The organism is Streptomyces sp. NPDC050388 (assembly GCF_040655635.1).
In the GTDB taxonomy this organism is placed as follows: domain Bacteria; phylum Actinomycetota; class Actinomycetes; order Streptomycetales; family Streptomycetaceae; genus Streptomyces.
On the sequence record NZ_JBFAKH010000025.1, the window covers coordinates 25,072 to 45,041 of the forward strand.

At 75.9% G+C, this 19,970-nt stretch carries 1 protein-coding gene; it reads right to left on the bottom strand.

Features of this window, described 5'->3' with window-relative positions; translation table 11 throughout:
- Window positions 1-28: 28 nt before the first annotated feature.
- Window positions 29-19,969: a non-ribosomal peptide synthase/polyketide synthase gene (locus AB0I73_RS16650; RefSeq protein ID WP_363037931.1), complete on the bottom strand. Its 19,941-nt coding sequence runs from the start codon at window positions 19,967-19,969 to the stop codon at window positions 29-31.
- Window position 19,970 lies beyond the last annotated feature (1 nt).

Sequence of the window (19,970 nt, forward strand, 5' to 3'; positions counted from 1 at the left end):
GGTGGGGAGCGGGCCGGGGGGCGGGGCGTCACCGGTTGTTCCGGGCGTAGTGGGCGATGTGGCGCAGCGCCTCGGCGAAGTCGTCCGCGACACGTCGCACCGTGTCCGTGGCGTGGAGGGCGGGTCGGTGGTGCCAGGTGAAGGACAGCCGGCCGCCCTGCACCGCGCCGACGACCTCCAGCGGGTGGGAGCCGCTGTCGCGCGGGTCGTGGTGGCGTCCGAACGACCCGTGCTCGGCGCGCACCAGGCCGTCGCCGGAGTGCTCCGGGCGGGCGTCCCACTGGCCCAGGTAGTTGAAGACGACCTGTCCGTGCGCGGCCCGTCCGAGCCGCTGACGCACCTCGGGCGGGCCGAAGGTGCGCAGCGCACCGAAGCCCAGGCCGTTGCCGGGCACGGCGCGCAGCTGGCGGCGCACCGACTTCACCAGGGTCCGCCAGTCCCGGGCGGGGCCGAGGTCGGCGGGTTCGGGCACCTGGAGGGCGACGGGGTGAACGGTGGTGAACCAGCCGACCGTGCGGGAGAGGTCCACGTCGTCGAGGACGTCCTCGCGGCCGTGCCCCTCCAGGTCCAGGCGGACCTCCTCGCGGCCGGTCCAGCGGGCCAGGGCCAGGGCGAGGGCGGCGAGCAGCACGTCGTTGACGCGGGTGCGGTAGGCGGTCGGCGCGGCGCGCAGCAGTGCCTCGGTGTCCGCCTCGTCCAGTTCGACGGTGAGCATGTCGACGACACCCGTCTCCGGCCCGGTCGACGCCTCGACCGGCAGCGGCTCGGCGTTCACCGCCCGTTCCCAGTAGGGCAGTTCGTCGTCGAGGGCTCCGGCCGCGACGTGCGCGGCGAGGCTTCGGGCCCACTCGCGGAAGGAGGTGCTGCGTTCGCCGAGCGCGACGGTCTCGCCCTGGACGGCCTGCCGGTAGGCGGCCTCCAGGTCGTCGCGCAGGATGCGCCAGGACACGGCGTCCACCACCAGGTGATGGGCGACCAGGAGGAGGAAGGCGGGTCGGCCGGCGTCCCCGGTGAACAGGGCCGCCCGCAGCAGCGGGCCGCGCGCCAGGTCGAATCCGGTGTGCAGGTCGTCGGCGGCCTTCTCCATCGCCGCGTCGGCCTCGGCGGGGTTCAGCCCGCTCAGGTCGTGGCGGTTCAGGAGCCGGTCGCGGTCGGTGTCGGACGGCGGCGGATTGAACTGGCGCCAGCCGTCCTGGTCCTCGGTGAAGCGCATGCGCAGGGCGTCGTGGTGGTCGAGGAGGGCGTTCAGGGCCGTTTCGAGGGCGGTGGCGTCCGGGGCGGTGCCGAGCTCCAGCAGCAGCGACTGGTTGAAGTGGCTGTGACCGGCGCGCGGGCTGGTCAGGAACCACTCCTGGATGGGGGTGAGCGGCACGTCTCCGCTCACCGGGCCGTCCCCCGAGTGCTGGGGCGCGCCGGTGACGACGGTGGCCAGTTCGGCGACCGTCTGGTGGGTGAACAGGTCGCGGGTGGCCAGGTGCAGTCCGTCCCGCCGCAGCCGTGACACGACCTGCATGCTGAGGATGGAGTCGCCGCCGAGGTGGAAGAAGTTGTCGTGCGCGCCGACGTCCGCCACACCGAGGACGTCGGCCCAGATGCGGGCGATACGGCGTTCGGTCTCGGTGCGCGGTGCCGTGGGCGGCCCGGCGGCGGCGTGCGTGGGTCCGGGTTCGGGCAGGGCGCCGCGGTCGGTCTTGCCGTTCGGGGTGAGCGGCAGGTGCTCCAGCGGGACGAACGCCGACGGGACCATGTGCGGCGGGAGCAGCCCGGCGAGGTGGTCGCGCAGCTCCGGCACCGGCAGCTCCTGCGTGGTGCCCTCGGCGGGCACGACGTAGGCCACGAGCCGTCCGCCGGACCGGCCGTCCGGGCCGGCCCCGCCACCGCGTACGGTGACCACCGCCTCGCGCACCCGCGGGCTGCGGCGCAGCGCGCTCTCGATCTCTCCGGGCTCGATGCGGAAGCCGCGCAGCTTCACCTGGTCGTCGGCGCGTCCGGCGAAGCGCAGTTCGCCGGACGCGTCCCAGCGGGCCAGGTCGCCGGTGCGGTACATCCGCTCCCCCGGTGCGCCGAACGGGTCGGCGAGGAAGCGCGAGGCGGTCAGGCCGGGCCGGTTCAGATAGCCGCGGGCCAGTCCGGGTCCGGCCACGTACAGTTCGCCGGTGACGCCGGGCGGGACGGGGCGCAGCGCGGCGTCCAGGACGTGGACGCGGGTGGCGCCGGCCGGGCGGCCGATCGGCGGGGCGCCCGTGCCCGGGGCGAGGGGGCCGGTCCAGGTGGCGACGACGGTGGCCTCGGTCGGTCCGTACGAGTTGATCATGCGTCGGCCGGGGGCCCACCGTTCGACGAGGTGGGCCGGGCACGCCTCGGCGCCCACGATGAGGGTGCGCAGGTGCGGCAGGGCGTCGGAGGTCTCGGGGGCGACCGTGGCCAGGGCGGCGGGCGGGATCAGCGTGTGGCTGACGCTCCGCTCGGCGAGGACCTGGGCGAGCCGCTCGCCGACGAGTGGGCCTTCCTCCCCGGTGACGAGGGTGGCTCCGCCGAGCAGGGACACGCACAGCTCCAGCACCGAGGCGTCGAAGCTGGGCGAGGCGAACTGCAGGACCCGGTCGCCGGGGCCCGCGTCGTAGCGGTCGGCGGCGGCCGCGGCGAAGGCGGCCAGGCCGCTGTGGGTCACCGTCACGCCCTTGGGTGTGCCGCTGGAACCGGACGTGTAGATCACGTACGCCGGGTGGGCGACGGTCAGCGCGGCCGTGCGGTCGGCGTCCGTGGGCGCGGTGTCCGGCCCGTCCGCGTCCCGTACGGTGGCGGGGTCGTCCAGGACGAGCCAGGCGTCCGCGTCGCGCAGCATGAACTCCCGCCGCTGCTCGGGGTAGTCCGGGTCGACGGGCAGGAAGGCACCGCCGGCCTTGGCCACGGCGAGCTGGGCCACCACCGTCTCCGTGCCGCGGGGCAGGGCCAGCGCCACGACCCGCTCGGGCCCCACCCCCCGGGCGATGAGCCGGTGCGCCAGCCGGTTGGCGGCGCGCTCGACCTGCGCGTACGTCAGCTCGCGGCCGTCGGCGTCGGCCAGGGCCACGGCGTCGGGCGTGCGGGCGGCCTGCTGTTCGAACAGCTCCGGCAGCGTCGCCGCCGGTACCGGGCGGGCGGTGCCGCGCCCCTGGCCGAGGACGGCCTCGAGTGTCTCGCCGGTGGCGAGGGGCAGGGCGCCCAGGGGCCGGTCGGGGTCGTCGGCGACGGCGGTCAGGAGCGTGCCGAGCTGGTCGGCCATCCGTTCGGCGGTGGCCGCGTCGAACAGGTCGGTGTTGTAGGTGAGCAGGCCGTGCAGTTCTCCGGCGGGGGTCTCGGCGAACTCCAGGGTGAGGTCGAACGCCGCGTGCCGCAGGTCCGTGTCGACGCCGGCGACCTCGATGCCGGGCAGGTCGAGGTCGGCGGCCGGGGCGTTCTGCAGCACCACCATGACCTGGAACAGGGGGGTGCGGCTGGTGTCGCGGACCGGCTGCACCTCGTCCACCACCCGCTCGAACGGCGCCTCCTGGTGGGCGAAGGCGTCCAGTACGGTCCCGCGTACCTCGGTGAGGAACTCGGGGAAGGGACGGTCGGGTTCGATGCGCGAGCGCAGGACGAGGGTGTTGACGAAGAACCCGACGAGGTTCTGGGTCTCGGCCCGGTCGCGGCCTGAGGTGACCGTGCCGACGGTGATGTCCCGGCCGCCGGTCAGCCGGGCCAGATAGGTCTGGGCGGCGGCGACCAGCGTGGCGAACAGGGTGGCCTGCCGGTCCCGGCCCACCTGGACGAGGCGGCGGGTCACACCGCGCGGCAGGGCGAGGCGCACGGTGGCGCCGTCGTGGGTGCGCACCGCCGGACGCGGCCGGTCGGTGGGCAGGTCCAGCGTTTCCAGGCCGGCCAGGTGCTCCTTCCAGTACGCGAGGTGTTCGTCCGTGCCGCTGCCGCGCTGCCAGTGGGCGTAGTCGGCGTAACTCACCGGCAGTGGCGGCAACTGCTTGGCCGCCGCGCCCAGTTCGGCCCGGTAGAAGTGAGCGAGGTCGCCGGTGAGCACTCCGGTGGACCAGCCGTCGGTGACGATGTGGTGCAGGGTCAGCGTCAGGACGTGCTCGTCGTCCGAGAGCCTGATCAGCCCCGCGTGCAGCAGCGGGCCGCGCCGCAGGTCGAACGTGCGGGCACGCTCGGCCTCCAGCAGCTCCTCCAGCCGGGCCGCCCGGTCGGTCCCGGCCGTTCCCGACAGGTCGTGCAGCGGCAGCGGCACGTCCGGCGCCGGGTGGACGATCTGCACGCCGTGGCCGTCCACCGTGTCGAAGGTGGTGCGCAGTGCCTCGTGCCGCTCCACCAGGGCGCGCAGGGCCGCGGTGAGAGCGGGCACCTCGAGCCCGCCGCGCAGGCGCAGGGCCAGCGCGGTGACGTACTCGCCGCTGCCCGGTGCGAACTCCTCCAGGAACCACAGGCGTTGCTGGGCGTACGACATCGGGGCGGGCGTGTCACGGGGGACCGGGACGATCGCGGTGGGCGCGGCGTCGCCGGACGGCTCCGCGGTGAGCAGGGCGGCGAGGGCGGCGGGGGTGGGGTGGGTGAACACCGCGCGCGGTGACAGGTCGGTGCCGAACGCCTCGGACAGGCGGGCGGCCAGCCGGATGCTGAGGATGGAGTCGCCGCCCAGCTGGAAGAAGTCGTCCTCCACGCCGGGTTGTTGCACGGAGAGGACCTCCGCGAAGACGTCGGCGGTGCGCCGCTCGGCGTCGGTGCGCGGCGCGGTCGGCGCGTCCCGCCGGTCTCCGCCGACGCTCTCCGGCGCCGGAAGCGCGGCCCGGTCGACCTTGCCGTTGCCGCTGAGCGGCAGCGCGGGCAGGGCGACGAACACCGAGGGGACGAGGTAGTCGGGGAGCGAGCGCCGGGCGGACTCCCGCACGGCCGTGAGGTCTTCGGGGCCGACCACGTAGGCCACCAGGCGCCGGCTGCCGGGCCGGTCCTCGTGGGCCACGACCGCCACGTCCGCGACGCCGGGATGCGCCGCGAGGGCCGCCTCCACCTCGCCGGGTTCGACGCGGAAGCCGCGGATCTTCACCTGGTCGTCGGCGCGGCCCAGGAACTCGACCGTGCCGTCGGGGCGGCGGCGGGCCAGGTCACCGGTGCGGTACATGCGCGTGCCGGGCGGGCCGGCGGGGTCGGCGAGGAAGCGGGCGGCGGTGTCGCCGGGACGGCCCAGGTAACCACGTGCCACGCCCTCGCCGGCGAGGTACAGCTCGCCGGCGCAGCCCGGCGGTACGGGTCGCAGACGGCCGTCGAGGACGTGGACCCGCATGTCGTCGAGCGGGTGGCCGATGGGCACGGTGTGGGGGACGGCCGTCGCGTCGGTGAGCGCGAAGGACGTCGCGAACGTCGTCGTCTCGGTGGGGCCGTAGCCGTCCACGACGGTCAGGCCGGGGCAGGCGGACAGCACGCGGCGTACGGCCGCGGCGGGCACCACGTCGCCGCCGGTCCACACCTGGCGCAGGCCGGCGAAGCAGTCCGGCGCGTCCTGCGCCAGCAGCCGGAAGAGGCCGGCGGTCAGCCACAGCGCGCTCAGGCCGCCGTCGCGGACCAGGTGCCGCAGCAGCGCCGCGTCCATGGGCCGGGGTGGTGCCACGACCACGCAGCCGCCGGTGAGCAGGGGCGCCCACACCTCGAAGGTGGCGGCGTCGAAGGCCACCGGGGAGTGCAGCAGCACCCGGTCGCACACCCCTCCGGCGAAGCGGCTGTCGGTGGCGAGGGCGGCCACGTCGCGGTGCCGTACCGCGACCGCCTTGGGCTCGCCGGTCGACCCGGAGGTGAACATCACGTACGCCAGCCGGTCGGCGTCCGCGGGAACGGCCGCGGGCGCGCCCGGCACGGGGGTGCGTGCGGCGACGACGTCCGCGGCGGTCAGTTCGGCCGTCGCGCCCGCCCGCTCGACCAGCGTGCGGCGTCGCTCCTCGGGGGCACGGGCGTCCACCGGTACGTAGGCGCCGCCCGCCTTGAGGACGGCGAGCTGGGCGACGACGAGTTCGGCGCAGCGGTCCATCAGCAGCGCCACCCGGCCCTCCGCCCGCAGACCGTCGGCGAGGAGCCGGGACGCCACGGCGTCGGACCAGTCGTCGAGGCGGCGGTACGTCAGCTCCGTGTCGCCGTCGCGCAGGGCGGGCGCGTCGGGGGTGCGGCGGGCCTGCTCGGCGAACAGCTCGACGGGGCTGCGCGGCGCCGTCCGCCGGGCGGTGGCGTTCCACCGCTCCAGCAGGGCGCGGTCGTCCTCGGTCAGCAGCTCGAGGCCGGTCACCTCCGCGTCGGCCTCGATGCCGTCGGCGAGGGCGGTCAGGACGACCACGAGCCCGGCCGTGAGGCGTTCGGCCGTGTGCGCGTCGAACAGGCCGGCGTCGTAGGCGAGGTCGATGCCGAGCCGGTCGCCGAGGTGGGCGCGCAGGCACAGCGGGAAGGTCGGCGCGTCCTCGGCCCGCACCTCCTCGACGTGCACGCCCGTCCGGGCCGTGGCGGACTCGTCGACGGGGTAGTTCTCGAACACCACCATGCTGTCGAACAGCGCCTCGCCCGCCGGGACCTCGCTCAGCGCCTGGATGCGGGGCAGCGCGAGGAAGTCGAAGCGCCGGGCGTCGCTCTGCCGCTCCTGCACGCCCCGCAGCCAGGACGCCGCTCCCCCGCCCGTGACGCGGATCCGGGTGGGCACGGTGTTGATGAACATGCCGATCATCGCCTCCACACCCGGCAGTTCGGCCGGACGCCCGGAGACGGTCGTGCCGAACACGACGTCGTCGCGTCCGCCGTGGCGGGCCAGCAGCAGCGCCCAGGCGCCCTCGATCACGGTGTTCACCGTCAGCCCGGCCCGTGCCGCCGTCTCCCGCAGCCGCGCCGAGACCCGCTCGTCCAGCTGCCGGTGCACCGTGGAGGCGGCGCGGGCGCGGTGTGCCTCGGCCGGTGTGCGGTCGTACGGCAGCGGGGTGCGGGCCGGGAAGCCGGCGAGGGTGCCGGCCCAGTACGCCTCGGCTGCCTCCTCGGCCGAGGCGTGCTGGTCGCGCAGCCAGCGCAGGAAGTCGGAGAACGGGCGCCTCACCGGTGCGGGGGCTTCGCGGCCGCCGGTGAGCGCGGCGTAGCGCTCGCACACCTCGGTGAGCAGCTGCCCGGTGCTCCAGCCGTCCAGGATCAGGTGGTGGGAGGACCACAGCAGCAGGATCTCGTCACCGGGCAACGCGGCCAGGGTGATGCGGGTGAGGGGTGCGGTGGTGAGGTCCATGCCCGCCGCGCGGTCGGCGGCCAGCAGTTCCTCGGTCTCCCTCTCTCGCTGCTCGGGCGTCAGATGCCGCCGGTCCAGGTGGGTGACGGGCAGCTCCACGTGGTGGTGGACGACCTGGACCGGGTGCGGCAGGCCCTGCCAGTGGACGCTGGTGCGCAGGGCCTCGGTGCGGTCGGCGACCTGCTGCCACGCGACGGCGAAGGCCTGCGGGTCGGCCACCCCGGACAGCCGTACGGCCGTCCGGTCGAAGTAGGCGCCCGCCGTGTCCACCAGGCCGTGGAAGAGCATCCCGGTCTGCAGGGGCGTCAGCGGCAGGACGTCCGCCACGTTCCGGCCGTCGCCCACCAGGCGGTCCAGCTCGCTCTGGCCGAGCCCGGCGAGCGGGAAGTCCGACGGGGTGCGGCCGCCCGCGTCCGGGCGCGCGCAGTGGGCCGCGATGTCGCGCAGCGCCGCGCACATCTCGTCGGCGAGCCCGCGGACGGTGGACTCGTCGTAGACGGCCGGCGGGTAGGTCCAGCCGAGCTCGAGCCTGCCGTCCTGGACCACGCCCGTGATGTCCAGCAGGTAGGGGCGGGGTGCGTCGGGGTCGGTGTCGGAGCCGGCCGGGGGCAGGACGGCGCCGTAGAGACCGCTCCCGCCGCCGTCGGCGTCCCACCGGCCGTGGTAGTTGAAGCCGACCTGCGGCACGGGAGCGCCGGTCAGCGGGCTGTCGGGCAGCAGGTGGCGCAGCGCGCCGTGGCTCAGACCGTGCAGGGGCACCGCGCGCAGTTGCTCCTTCACCGAGCGCAGGGTGTCGTGCCAGCCGGCGTCGGGGGCGACCCTCAGCGCGAGGGGGAACTCGGCGGTGAACCAGCCGACCGTCCTGGAGAGGTCCACGTCGTCGAAGAGGTCCTCGCGGCCGTGGCCCTCCACACCGACCAGCACGGTGTCGCGCCCGCACCAGCGGGCCAGGGTGCGGCCGAGGGCGCTGAGCAGGACGTCGTTGACCTGGGTGCGGTAGACCTCCGGGACCCGGCGCAGCAGGGCCTCGGTCGTCTCCGGCTCCAGCAGTACGGTGACCGTGGCGGCGGTGCCGTGGGTGTTGGGGCCGGGCCGGCCGGCGGGCAGGCCGGCGGGGGCCGCCGCGGTGCGCTCCCAGTGGGCGAGGTCGCCGTCCAGGGCGCCGGAACGGGTGTGCGCCCGGAGCCGGGCCGCCCAGTGCCCGTACGCGGTGGTGGCCGGGGGCAGGTCGACGGGCCGTCCGTCCGCGGCCGAGCGGTGGGCGGTCTCCAGGTCGGCCAGCAGGATCCGCCAGGAGACGCCGTCGACGACCAGGTGGTGGACGGTGACCAGAAGGTGCGCGGGCAGGTCCGGGCCGCGGTCGAAGAGCAGGACGCGCACCACCCGGCCCTCGGTCGGGTCGAGGGAGGCCCGGGCCGCGTCCGCCGCGCGCCGCACCTCGGCCTCCAGCGCGGGGCCGTCCAGGCCGGTCACGTCGTGGTGGGTGAGGAGGCCGTCCGGGACGTCCGGCAGGACTTCCTGGCGCCAGCCGTCCTCGGTGCGGCGGAAGCGGGTGCGCAGGGCCGGATGGTGGAGCACGAGGGCGTCAACGGCGGGGCGCAGGGCGGACCGGTCGGTTCCGGGGGCCAGTTCGATCCGCTGCGACATGGTGAAGCGCAGCGGGTCGTCGGGGCGGCGGCCGTCGAGGTACCAGCGCTGGATGGGCGTGAGCGGTGCCTCGGCGGGCCAAGCCGCGTCCGCCGCCGCGGGGGCCGCCCGGGTGACGCGGAGGGCGAGTTCGGCGACGGTCTGGTGACGGAAGACGTCCTTGGTGGTCAGCGCCAGTCCGGCCCGGCGGGCCCGGGAGACGATCTGGATGCTGAGGATGGAGTCGCCGCCGAGCGCGAAGAAGTTGTCCCGCGCGCCCACCCGTTCCACCCGCAGGACGTCCGCCCAGATCTCGGCCAGCGCCTCCTCGGTGCCGGGGCGCGGTGCCACGTACGTCGTGGCGGGGTCCGGCTGCGCGGGCGGGGCGGGCAGGGCGCGCCGGTCGGTCTTGCCGCTGCTGGTGCGCGGTATCCGCACCAGCGGGACGAACGCCGTCGGCACCATGTGGTCCGGCAGGGTGCGCCGGAGCGCGAGGCGCAGTTCGTCGGCGGTCGGGACGGCGTCCCGGGCGGGCACCAGGTGGGCCACGAGCATGAGCCGGCCCGCGTGTTCGCGTGCCGTCACGACGGCCTCGGACACGTCCGGGTGGGCGAGCAGCGCGGCCTCGACTTCGCCGGGTTCGATGCGGAAGCCGCGGATCTTGATCTGCTCGTCGGCGCGGCCCAGGAACTCCAGCAGCCCCCGCTCGTCCCAGCGGGCGCGGTCGCCGGTGCGGTACATCCGCTCCCCGGGCGCGCCGAACGGGTCGGCGAGGAAACGCGACGCGGTCAGGCCGGGGCGGCCCAGGTAGCCGCGGGCCACCTGTGCGCCGGCGAGGTACAGCTCGCCGGGCACGCCGGGCGGCACCGGGCGCAGGGCGCCGTCGAGGACGTAGGCGCGCAGGTTGCGGCCGGGGCGCCCGATGACCGGTCGGTCCGGGTGTTCGGCGCAGCGCCCGTACGTGGCGTCGACGGTGCACTCGGTGGGCCCGTACATGTTGTACGCGGTGACGCCGAGGCCGGCGGCGGCGCACAGCTCCCGCCAGGTGTCGGGGCCCGTCGCCTCACCGCCGACCAGCAGGACGCGCGGGTGGTGGCGGCCGGGTGCGAGGAGTCCGGCGGCGGTGAGTTCGCGCAGGAAGGACGGGGTGACGTTCACCAGGTCCAGGCGGCGTTCGGTGACCTGGGCGCAGAACGCTTCCGGGTCCAGGCGCACGTCCTCGTCGACGAGGTGGACCTCCTGCCCGAGGGCGAGCAGCAGCGGCCCCTCCCAGGAGGTGTCGAAGGAGAACGAGGCGCTCAGCGCGGCGCGCAGCCGGCGCCCGTCCGCGGTGTGCGGTGCGACGAGCCCTTCGCGGTGGTCGTGACAGAGGTTGACCAGGTGGCGGTGTTCGACGACGACGCCCTTGGGGCGGCCGGTGGAGCCGGAGGTGTAGACGATGTAGGCGGCGTGGTCCGGGCGCAGCGGGGCCGGGCGGTCACGGTCGGTGGGGTCGTGGGCGGGCAGCCGGTCCCACGGCACCTCGCGCAGCGCGTCGGCGGTCAGCACGGTGTGCGGGGCCGCGTCCGCGAGGAGGTGGGCGACGCGTTCCTCGGGCAGGTCGGGGTCGAGGCAGAGGAGGACGCCGCCCGCCTTGACGACGGCGAGCACCGCCACCAGCAGGTCGGAGGTGCGCGGCAGCCGTACGGCGACCACCCGCTCGGGGGCGACGCCCCGGGCCACGAGGTGGTGGGCGAGCCGGTTGGCGCGCTCGTTGAGGGCCGCGAAGTCGAGCGTGGCGTCCCGTGCCACCAGGGCGGTGACGTGCGGGGTGCGGGCGGCCTGCGCCTCGAACAGGGCGGGGAAAGTGGTCCCCGGAACCGCGCGCCGCGGCCCCTGCCAGTCGTGGAGGACCCGGCGCCGCTCGGCCTCGGTCATCAGCTCCAGCGCCCGCACGTCCCGGTCGGGGTCCTGCGCCGCGGCCTCCAGCAGCAGCCGCAGACGGGCGGCCAGGCGCCGGACGGTGTCCTCGTCGAACAGGCCGGTGTCGTACTCCAGGTGGCCGGTGACGCCGCCGTCGCCCTCCACGAAGTCGAAGGCCAGGTCGAACGTGGCGCGCCGGACCGGCGGCACGACCGGCTCGACGTCCAGGTCCACGAGCGCGGGAGCCTCGACGCCCAGGTTGTGCAGGGCGACCATGACCTGGAACAGGGGGGTGCGACTGGTGTCCCGCTCGGGCTGGAGGACGTCCACCAGCCGCTCGAAGGGCACGTCCTGGTGGGCGAACGCCTCCAGGACGGTGCCGCGCACCTGCTTCAGCAGCGCGCGGAACGACGTGCCGGGGCGCACCCGGTTGCGCAGCACCAGCGTGTTCACGAACATGCCGACCACGTCGTGCAGTTCGGGGCGCTCACGGCCCGCGGTGACGGTGCCGACGGCGAAGTCGTCCTGGTCGGCCCAGCGGGACAGCAGGGCCGTGCAGGCGGTCAGCAGCGTCATGTACAGGGTGGCGTCGGCCTCCCGGCCCCGCTCGCGCAGCCGGTCGGTCAGCTCCGCGGGCAGGGTGAAGGTCACCAGCGCGCCGTCCCGGGTCCGTACGGCGGGACGCGGCCGGTCGGTCGGCAGCTCCAGCGGGGGCACCGCGTCCAGCGTCTCGCGCCAGTGGGCGAGTTGGTGCTCGACGCGGTCGGCGCGGGCGCGCTGCCAGGCGGCGTGGTCGGCGTACCGGACGGGCAGCGCGGGCAGCCGGGGGCGGCGGCCCTCGTGTGCCGCCGCGTACAGTTCGCCCAGGTCCCGGCCGAGGACGCCGAGCGACCAGCCGTCGGTGACGATGTGGTGGACGGCGAGTACGAGAACGTGCTCGTCGGCGGCCGGGCGGGCCAGCCGGGCGCGCAGCAGCGGCCCGGCCGCCAGGTCGAAGGGCGTGGCGGCCTCGCGCTCCAGCAGCGCGTCCAGCGCCGCCCGCGCGTCCGGGGCCGTGGTGAGGTCGTCCACGGGCAGGTCGACCCGGTACGACGGGTTCACCGACTGCCGTGCCTGTCCGTCCTGTTCGGTGAACGTGGTGCGCAGCGCCTCGTGCCGGGCGACCAGGCCGTCCAGCGCGGTGCGCAGGGCGCCGGCGTCGAGCGGTCCGCGCATGCGGAGCACGGACAGCGTCGTGTACTCGGTGCTGCCGGGCTCGAACCGGTCGAGGAACCACAGGCGTTGCTGGGCGTACGACAGCGGCGCCGGGGTCCCCGGGGCGGTCTCCGGTATCGCGTCGGCCTGCGGGGCGGACGGGTCGTCGGCCGGTTCGCCGAGCTCGGCGGCCAGGGCGGCCACCGTGGGACGGGTGAACAGCAGCCTCGGGGAGACCTCGGGACCGAACGCGGCGCGCAGCCGGGCGGTGACGCGGACGGCGAGGATGGAGTCGCCGCCGAGCGCGAAGAAGTCGTCGCCGGCGTTCACCTCCTCGACTCCCAGCACGTCCGCCCAGGCGGCGGCGACCAGCCGTTCGGCGGGCGTGCGCGGCGGCGTCCGGTCGGTGCCGGTGGCGTAGCCGTCCGGTCCCGGCGCGGGCAGCGCGCGCCGGTCGAGCTTGCCGTTGACGGTGAGCGGCAGCGCGTCCATCGGCACGTGGGCGGCGGGCACCATGTGGGCGGGCAGCAGGCGCTCCAGGTGGGCGCGCAGCTCGGCCGCCGCGGGGGCCTCGCCGCCGGAGCCGACGACGTGCGCCACGAGCCGGCGGGTGCCGGAGGCGTCCTCGAACACGCCGACCGCGGCCTCGGCGACGCCGGGGTGGGTGTGCAGGGCCGCCTCGATCTCGCCGGGTTCGATGCGGTAGCCGCGGATCTTCACCTGGGCGTCCGCGCGGCCCAGGTATTCCAGGGTGCCGTCGGCCCGCCACTTCGCCCGGTCGCCCGTGCGGTACATGCGGCTGCCGGCCTGTCCGAAGGGGTCGGCGAGGAAACGGGCGGCGGTGAGGCCGGGGCGGCCCAGGTAGCCGCGGGCCAGGCCCTCGCCCGCCACGAAGAGTTCGCCGATGGCGCCGGGCGGCACCGGCGCCAGGTCCGCGTCGAGCACGTACACCCGCAGGTCCTCGATGGCCGTGCCGATGGAGCCGGCGGGGCCGTCCGCGTCGGTGGCGGGGCCGAGCGGGGCGTGGGTCACGTGCACGGTGGTCTCGGTGATGCCGTACATGTTGACCAGCCGCGGGGAGGAGGCCGGGTGGCGCGTCCACCAGTCGGCGAGCCGGCCGACGTCCAGGGCTTCGCCGCCGAAGATCACCGTGCGCAGCGCGAGGCGGGCGCCGGTTTCGGGGTGTTCGGCGTCCGCGCGGATCAGCGGGTAGAACGCGGACGGCGTCTGGTTGAGGACGGTGACCTGCTCGTCCGCCAGCAGGCGCAGGAAGTCCTCCGGGGAGCGGGCGGTCTCGTCGGGCACGACCACGAGCCGGCCGCCGTGCAGCAGCGGGCCCCACAGCTCCCACACGGAGAAGTCGAACGCGTAGGAGTGGAACATCGTCCACACGTCGTCCGCGCCGAAGCCGAACCGGTGGCTCGTGCGGGTGAACAGCCGCACCACGTTGGCGTGCGGGATCACCACGCCCTTGGGGCGGCCGGTGGAGCCGGAGGTGTAGATGGCGTAGGCGGGGCTCTCCGGCAGCGGGCGGCGGGCCGGGGCGGGACCGGTGACCGGGCGGCGGGCGAGGTCGGCCTCGACGTCCGGGTCGTCGAGGAGGAGGACGGGCACGTCGGTGCCGTCGGCCCGTGCCGCCGTGCCGGCCGTGGTCACCAGCGTCACCGGGGAGGCGTCGGCGAGGAGGTGGCCGATGCGTTCGGCGGGCGAGGCCGGGTCGATCGGCAGGTAGGCCGCGCCGGTCTTCAGCACGGCGAGGACCGCGACGACCTGGTCGCAGGAGCGGGGCAGCGCGAGGGCGACGAACCGCTCGGGCGCGGCGCCGAGTTCGGCGAGCCGGTGGGCGAGCCGGCCGGCGCGGGCGTCGAGCGTCGCGTAGTCCAGGTGCTCGGCCCGGCAGGTGACGGCGACGGCGCCGGGCGTGCGGGCGGCCTGCGCCTCGAACAGGTCCACCAGGGTCTGAGCGGGGCGGCCCCGTTCGGTGCCGTTCCAGTCGGTCAGCATCCGCCGCCGTTCCCCGGCCGTCGGCCGGGCCAGGGTGCGCAGCGGCCGGTCGGGGCCGTCGGCCAGCTCCGTGAGCAGCAGGCACAGCCGGTCGGCGAGCGAACGGACGGTCGCCGCGTCGAACAGGGCGGGATCGTAGGCGAGGTCGAAGCCGAGGCGTTCGCCGTGGTGGGCGCGCAGGACGAGCGGGTAGTTGGTGGCGTCGCGGGAGGTCACCTCGGTCAGGCGCACCCCGGAGCCGGCCGTGCGGGCCTCGTCGAAGGGGTAGTTCTCGAAGGCGACCATGCTGTGGAAGAGCGGGCTGCCGGACGGCACGTCGCTCAGCTGGGTCAGCTCGGCCAGCGACACGGCCGCGAACCGCCTCGACTCGGCCTGGGCGTCCTGCAGTTCCCGCAGCCACGCGCCGGCCGTGCGTTCGGCGTCGACGCGTATTCGGGTGGGCACGGTGTTGATGAACATGCCCACCATCGACTCGACGCCGGGCAGGTCCTCGGGCCGGCCGGAGACGGTGGTGCCGAACACCACGTCGTCCTCGGCGCCGTACCGGGCCAGCAGCAGCGCCCAGGCGCCCTGCACGACCGTGTTGAGGGTGAGTCCGGCGTCGCGTGCGGTGCGCACCAGCCGGGCCGACGTCCCGTCGTCCAGGCCGGCCGTGTGCACGTCCGCGGAGCGGGCCAGGTGGGCCTCGCGCAGGGGGCGGTCGACGGGCAGCGGGGTGGGGGTGGCGAAGCCGGCGAGGACCTCCTGCCAGTGCGCGCGGGCGACGTCGGGGTCCTGCTCGGCGAGCCGGCGCACGTAGTCGCCGAAGGGACGCCGTACCGGCGGCCGGGACTCGGCGCCGACGGTGAGCGCCGCGTACTCCTCGCACACCTCGGTCAGCACCTGGGCCAGGCTCCAGCCGTCCAGGATCAGGTGGTGGGAGGTCCACAGCAGGCGCAGCCGCGCGTCGGGCAGCCGGACCAGGGTCAGCCGCATCAGCGGCGCGGCGGCGAGGTCGATGCCGCGGGCCAGGTCGTCCGCCCGCAGCCGGGTGAGGCGCTCGGCCCGCTCCGGCTCGTCCAGGTCGCGCCAGTCGAGGTGGGTCACCGGCACCCGCACGTCCCGGTGGACGACCTGGAGGGGCACCGGTACGTCCTCCCAGACCACGCGGGTGCGCAGGGCGGGCGTCCGCTCGGCGACGCGCTGCCAGGCCGCGGCGAAGGCGTGCGGGTCGGCGACGCCGTCCAGCAGGAGCGCCGCCTGGTCGACGTAGACGTCCTCGGGGCCGCCGACCAGCCGGTGGAAGAGCATGCCCTCCTGCAGCGGGGTCAGCGGCAGTACGTCCTCCACGTCCCGCCCGTCGCCGACCAGCCGGTCCAGGCGGTCCTGGTCGAGGCGGGCCAGCGGGAAGTCGGACGGGGTGCGGCCGCCCGCGTCGGGGCGGGCGCAGTGATCGGCGATGGCGGCGAGCGCGCGGGTCATGCCGTCGGCGAGGGTGCGGACGGTGCCCTCGTCGTGCACCTGGTCGCTGTAGTGCCAGGTGATCTCCAGTTCGCCGCCGGCGACCACGGCGGAGATGTCCAGCAGGTGGGCCGGCGGCTCGTCGGCGGCGATGTCACGGCCGGGCGCCTCGTCCGCCGGGGCGAAGTCCCGCCCGTCGCCGGCCTCCCACTGGCCGTGGTAGTTGAAGCAGACCTGCGGCAGCGGCAGGTCCCGCAGGGCGCGGGCGGCCGGGTCGGGCGAGCCGAGGCGGGCCAGGGCCTCGTAGCCGAGGCCGTGCCGGGGAACGGCCCGCAGGCGCTCCTTCACCGTCTTGAGGGTCGTGCCCCAGTCGGGCGCGTCGGACGGTCCGGCGGGCGCCAGGGTGACGGGGTACTGGGCGGTGAACCAGCCCACTGTGCGGGACAGGTCCAGCGTGTCGTCCTCACGGCCGTGGCCCTCCAGGGCGACGGTCACCCGCTCGGTGCCCGTCCAGTCGGCGAGGACCCGGCTCAGCGCGCTGAGCAGCACGTCGTTGACCTGCGTGCGGTAGACGGCGGGCACCTGGCGCAGGAGGGCCTCGGTGGTGGCGCGGTCCACGCGGGTGCGGAGGGTGCGGACCGAGCCGGCGAGCGGGGTGCCGTGGCGGTCCACGGGCAGCGGGGTGCGGGGTTCGGCGGCCTCGGCCGTCCAGTGCGGCAGGTCGGCGTCGAGGTCACCGGCGCGTACCCGGTGGGAGAGGTGCGCGGCCCAGTCGGCGAACGGCGTGGAGACGGGCTCCAGTCGGGGCGGATCGCCCTGGGCCGCCTGCCGGTAGGCCTGTGCGAGGTCGGCGAGGAGGATGCGCCAGGAGACACTGTCCACCGCCAAGTGGTGGACGGTGAGGAACAGTTGGGGACGCTCGCCGGGACAGGACAGCAGGGCGGCGCGCAGCAGGGTGCCGGTCTCCGGGTCGAGGGCGGCGCGGGCGGCCCCGGCGGCCTCTTCGCGGGCGGCCGCCCGGTCGGCGGCGCGGGAGAGGTCGTGGCGGGTGAGCAGGCCGGTGGCCGGACCGTCGCCGGGGTGCTGGCGCCAGGTGTCCCCCGAGCGGGCGAAGCGGGTGCGCAGCGCGGGGTGGTGGGCTACCAGTGCCTCCAGGGCGCGTTCCAGGGCCCGCTCGTCCAGGTCGTGCGGCAGGTCCAGCAGCATCGACATGCTGAAGTGCCGCAGCGGGCCGTGCGTGGCGAAGAACCACTCCTGGACCGGCGTCAGCGGCGCCGGGCCCTCCTCGCGCGGCCGCCGGGGCGCGGGCACGTCGGCGGTGCGCGGGGACGCGGCGGCGGCGGCGAGGTCGGCGACGGTCTGGTGGCGGAAAACGTCCCGCGAGGTCAGGTGCAGGCCGGCCGCGCGGGCGCGGGAGACGGCCTGGATGCTGAGGATGGAGTCGCCGCCCAGCTCGAAGAAGTTGTCCGTCACGCCGACCCGGCGCGCACCCAGCACCTCGGCCCAGATGCGGGCGAGGGTCTCCTCCTGCGGGGTGCGCGGGGCGACGAACTCCTTGTCGCGTTCGCCGCCGTCGAGGTCGGGGGCGGGCAGGGCACGCCGGTCGATCTTGCCGCTGACGGTCATCGGCAGGGCGTCGAGCACGGTGAAGGAGGACGGCACCATGTGGTCGGGCAGCACGCGCCGGCAGGCCGCTCGCACGTCGCCCGCGGTGAGCCGCGCGTCGCGGCCCGCGGGGACGAGGTAGGCGGCGAGCCGGGTGTGGCCGTGCGGGTCGGTGACGGCGACGACCGCGGCGGCGGCGATCTCGGGCCGGTCCGTCAGGGCCGCCTCGACCTCGCCGGGTTCGATGCGGTGGCCGCGCACCTTGACCTGGTCGTCGGCCCGCCCCAGGTGGTCCAGGCGTCCGTCGGCGGTCCAGCGGGCCAGGTCACCGGTGCGGTACATGCGGGCTCCGGGCGGTCCGAACGGGTCGGGCAGGAACCGTGCGGCGGTGAGCCCCGGCCGGCCCGCGTAGCCGCGCGCCAGTTGCACGCCGGCCAGGTACAGCTCGCCGCCGACTCCGGGCGGCACGGGCCGCAGCCGGTCGTCGAGGACGTAGGCGCGCACATTGGCGAGCGGCCTGCCGACGGTCGGACGGCCGTCGCCCTCGATGCGGCAGGCCAGGGCGTCGACCGTGCACTCGGTGGGCCCGTAGAAGTTGTACGCGGCCACGTCCCGCCGCTCGGCCAGCTCCCGCCACAGGCCGGGCCCGACGGCCTCGCCGCCGAGCATCAGCACCCGGGGGCGGTGGCGCGGGTCGGTGAGCAGTCCGGCGGGCAGCAGTTGGCGCAGGTGGGTGGGGGTCAGGTCGAGGAAGTCGATGCGGTGCTCGACGACGTACTCGACCAGCGCGGCGGCGTCCAGCCGGGTCGTCTCGTCGACCAGGTGCAGCGGGTGGCCGTCGGCCATCAGCAGCACGCCCTCCAGTGAGGTGTCGAAGGAGAACGACGCCGTCAGCGCCACCCGCAGCGGCCCGCCGCCCGCCTCGGCGACGAAGCCCTCGCGATGGCCCGCCAGGAGGTTCGCCAGGGACCGGTGCGCCACAACCACGCCCTTGGGGCGGCCGGTGGAGCCGGAGGTGTAGATGACGTAGGCGCTGGTGTCGGGGTGCGGCGGGGCGAGTCTGCCGGCGGCCGTGTCGGGGGCCGTGCCCGGGACTTCCCGCAGCGCGGCTTCGTCCAGGACGAGCGCCGGCCGCGCGTCGTCCAGCAGGAACCGCACCCGGTCCTTCGGCAGCGCGGGATCCAGGGGCAGATAGCCGGCGCCGGCCTTCCAGACGGCGAGGACGGCCACGATCATGTCGGCGGTGCGCGGCAGCCTGAGGGCGACCAGCCGCTCGGGGCCCGCGCCGCGCGCGATCAGGTGACGGGCCAGACGGTCGGCTCGCGCGTCGAGCGTCGCGTAGTCCAGGCGTACGTCCCCCGCGACCAGGGCGGTGGCGTGCGGGGTGCGGGCGGCCTGCCGCGCGAACAGCTCGGGCACGGTCTCCTCGGGCACGGGCCGCGCGGTCGCGTTCCAGTCCCTCGTCACCTGCCGCGTCTGCCGGGGCGAGAGCAGGGGCAGGGCGCCGAGCGGCCGGTCCGGTTCGGCGGCGGCGCCGTCCAGCGTGCGCAGCAACTGGTCCGCCATGCGCTCGGCGGTGGCCGCGTCGAACAGGTCGGTGCGGTACTCCAGCAGGCCGGTCAGCCCGTCCCCGTCCGGAACGAACTCCACGCTCAGGTCGAACGTGGCGGCCCGCCGGGGCACGGCGACCGGGGCGGTGGCCAGGCCGTGCGGGTCGGGTGCGGCGGGCGGCGCGGGGTGCAGCAGGACCATCACGTCGAACAGGGGGTTGCGGCCCGCCTCCCGGGTCGCGCCGACGGCCTCCACCAGCCGCTCGAACGGCGTGTCGCCGTACGCGAAGGCACCGTTGACGGTGTCCGCGGCGGCGGCGAGCAGATCGCGGAAGGAGCCGCCGGTCTCGACGCGGGTGCGCAGCACGACGGTGTTGACGAAGAACCCGACGGCCCGTTCCAGGTCGGTGCGCCCGCGTCCGGGGGTCAGCGAGCCGACGGTGATGTCGTCCTGCCCGGACCAGCGGGCCAGCAGGGCCTGGCAGGCGGCGACCAGGGCGGTGAACAGCGTGGTGTGCTGCTCGGCCGCGAGGTGCTTCAGCCGGGTCGCGGTGGCCGCGGGCACGGTGAAGGTGTGCACCGCGCCCGCGCCGGACTCCTCGCCGCGGCGCGGCCGGTCCAGCGGCAGCTCGGGCGCCACCGCCCCGGACAACTGTTCTTTCCAGTAGTCCAGTTGACGCTCCAGCCGGGTCCCGGACAGCTGCTCGCGCTGCCAGACGGCGAAGTCCGGGTACTGCGTGGCCACCGGCGGCAGCGCGGGCCGCGCACCCCGGGCGAGGGCGTCGTAGGCGGCGCACAGCTCCTCCAGCAGCACGCCCATCGACCAGCCGTCGGTGACGATGTGATGGGCCGTCAGCAGCAGGACGTGCGCGTCGTGCGCCTCCCGCAGCAGCAGGGCGCGCAGCAGCGGCCCGGTCCGCAGGTCGAAGGGGCGCTCGTACTCGGCCTGCAGCAGCGCGTCCAGGTCCGCTGGCCCGTCGCCGGGAGCCGTCAGGTCCCGGACGGGCAGCGGGAGCGGCCCGGCGGGGTGCACGGTCTGCGCGGGTGTGCCGTCGGTCTCCTGGAACGTGGTGCGCAGCGCCTCGTGCCGCCCCACCGCGTGCTCCAGCGCGCCGGACAGGGCGGTGTGGTCGAGGGTTCCGGTCAGGCGCAGCGCGACGGCGCTGTTGTAGCGCGAATCCCCGGGGCGCAGCCGGTCCAGGAACCACAGGCGCTGCTGGGCGAAGGACAGGGGCAGCGGCCGGCTGCGGTCCGCCCGCCCGATGGTCTGCCGGGCGGCGCCGGGGGTTTCGGCGGCCCGCCCGGCGAGCCGGCGGCGGAGCACTTCCTGGAGGTCCTGGGGCAGGGCCTCGGCGCGGTTTCGCTTCGAAGACGTCATG

Excerpts from the sequence above, each read along its gene's own strand:
- AB0I73_RS16650 (WP_363037931.1), bottom strand. The coding sequence starts at position 19,969 with ATGACGTCTTCGAAGCGAAACCGCGCCGAGGCCCTGCCCCAGGACCTC.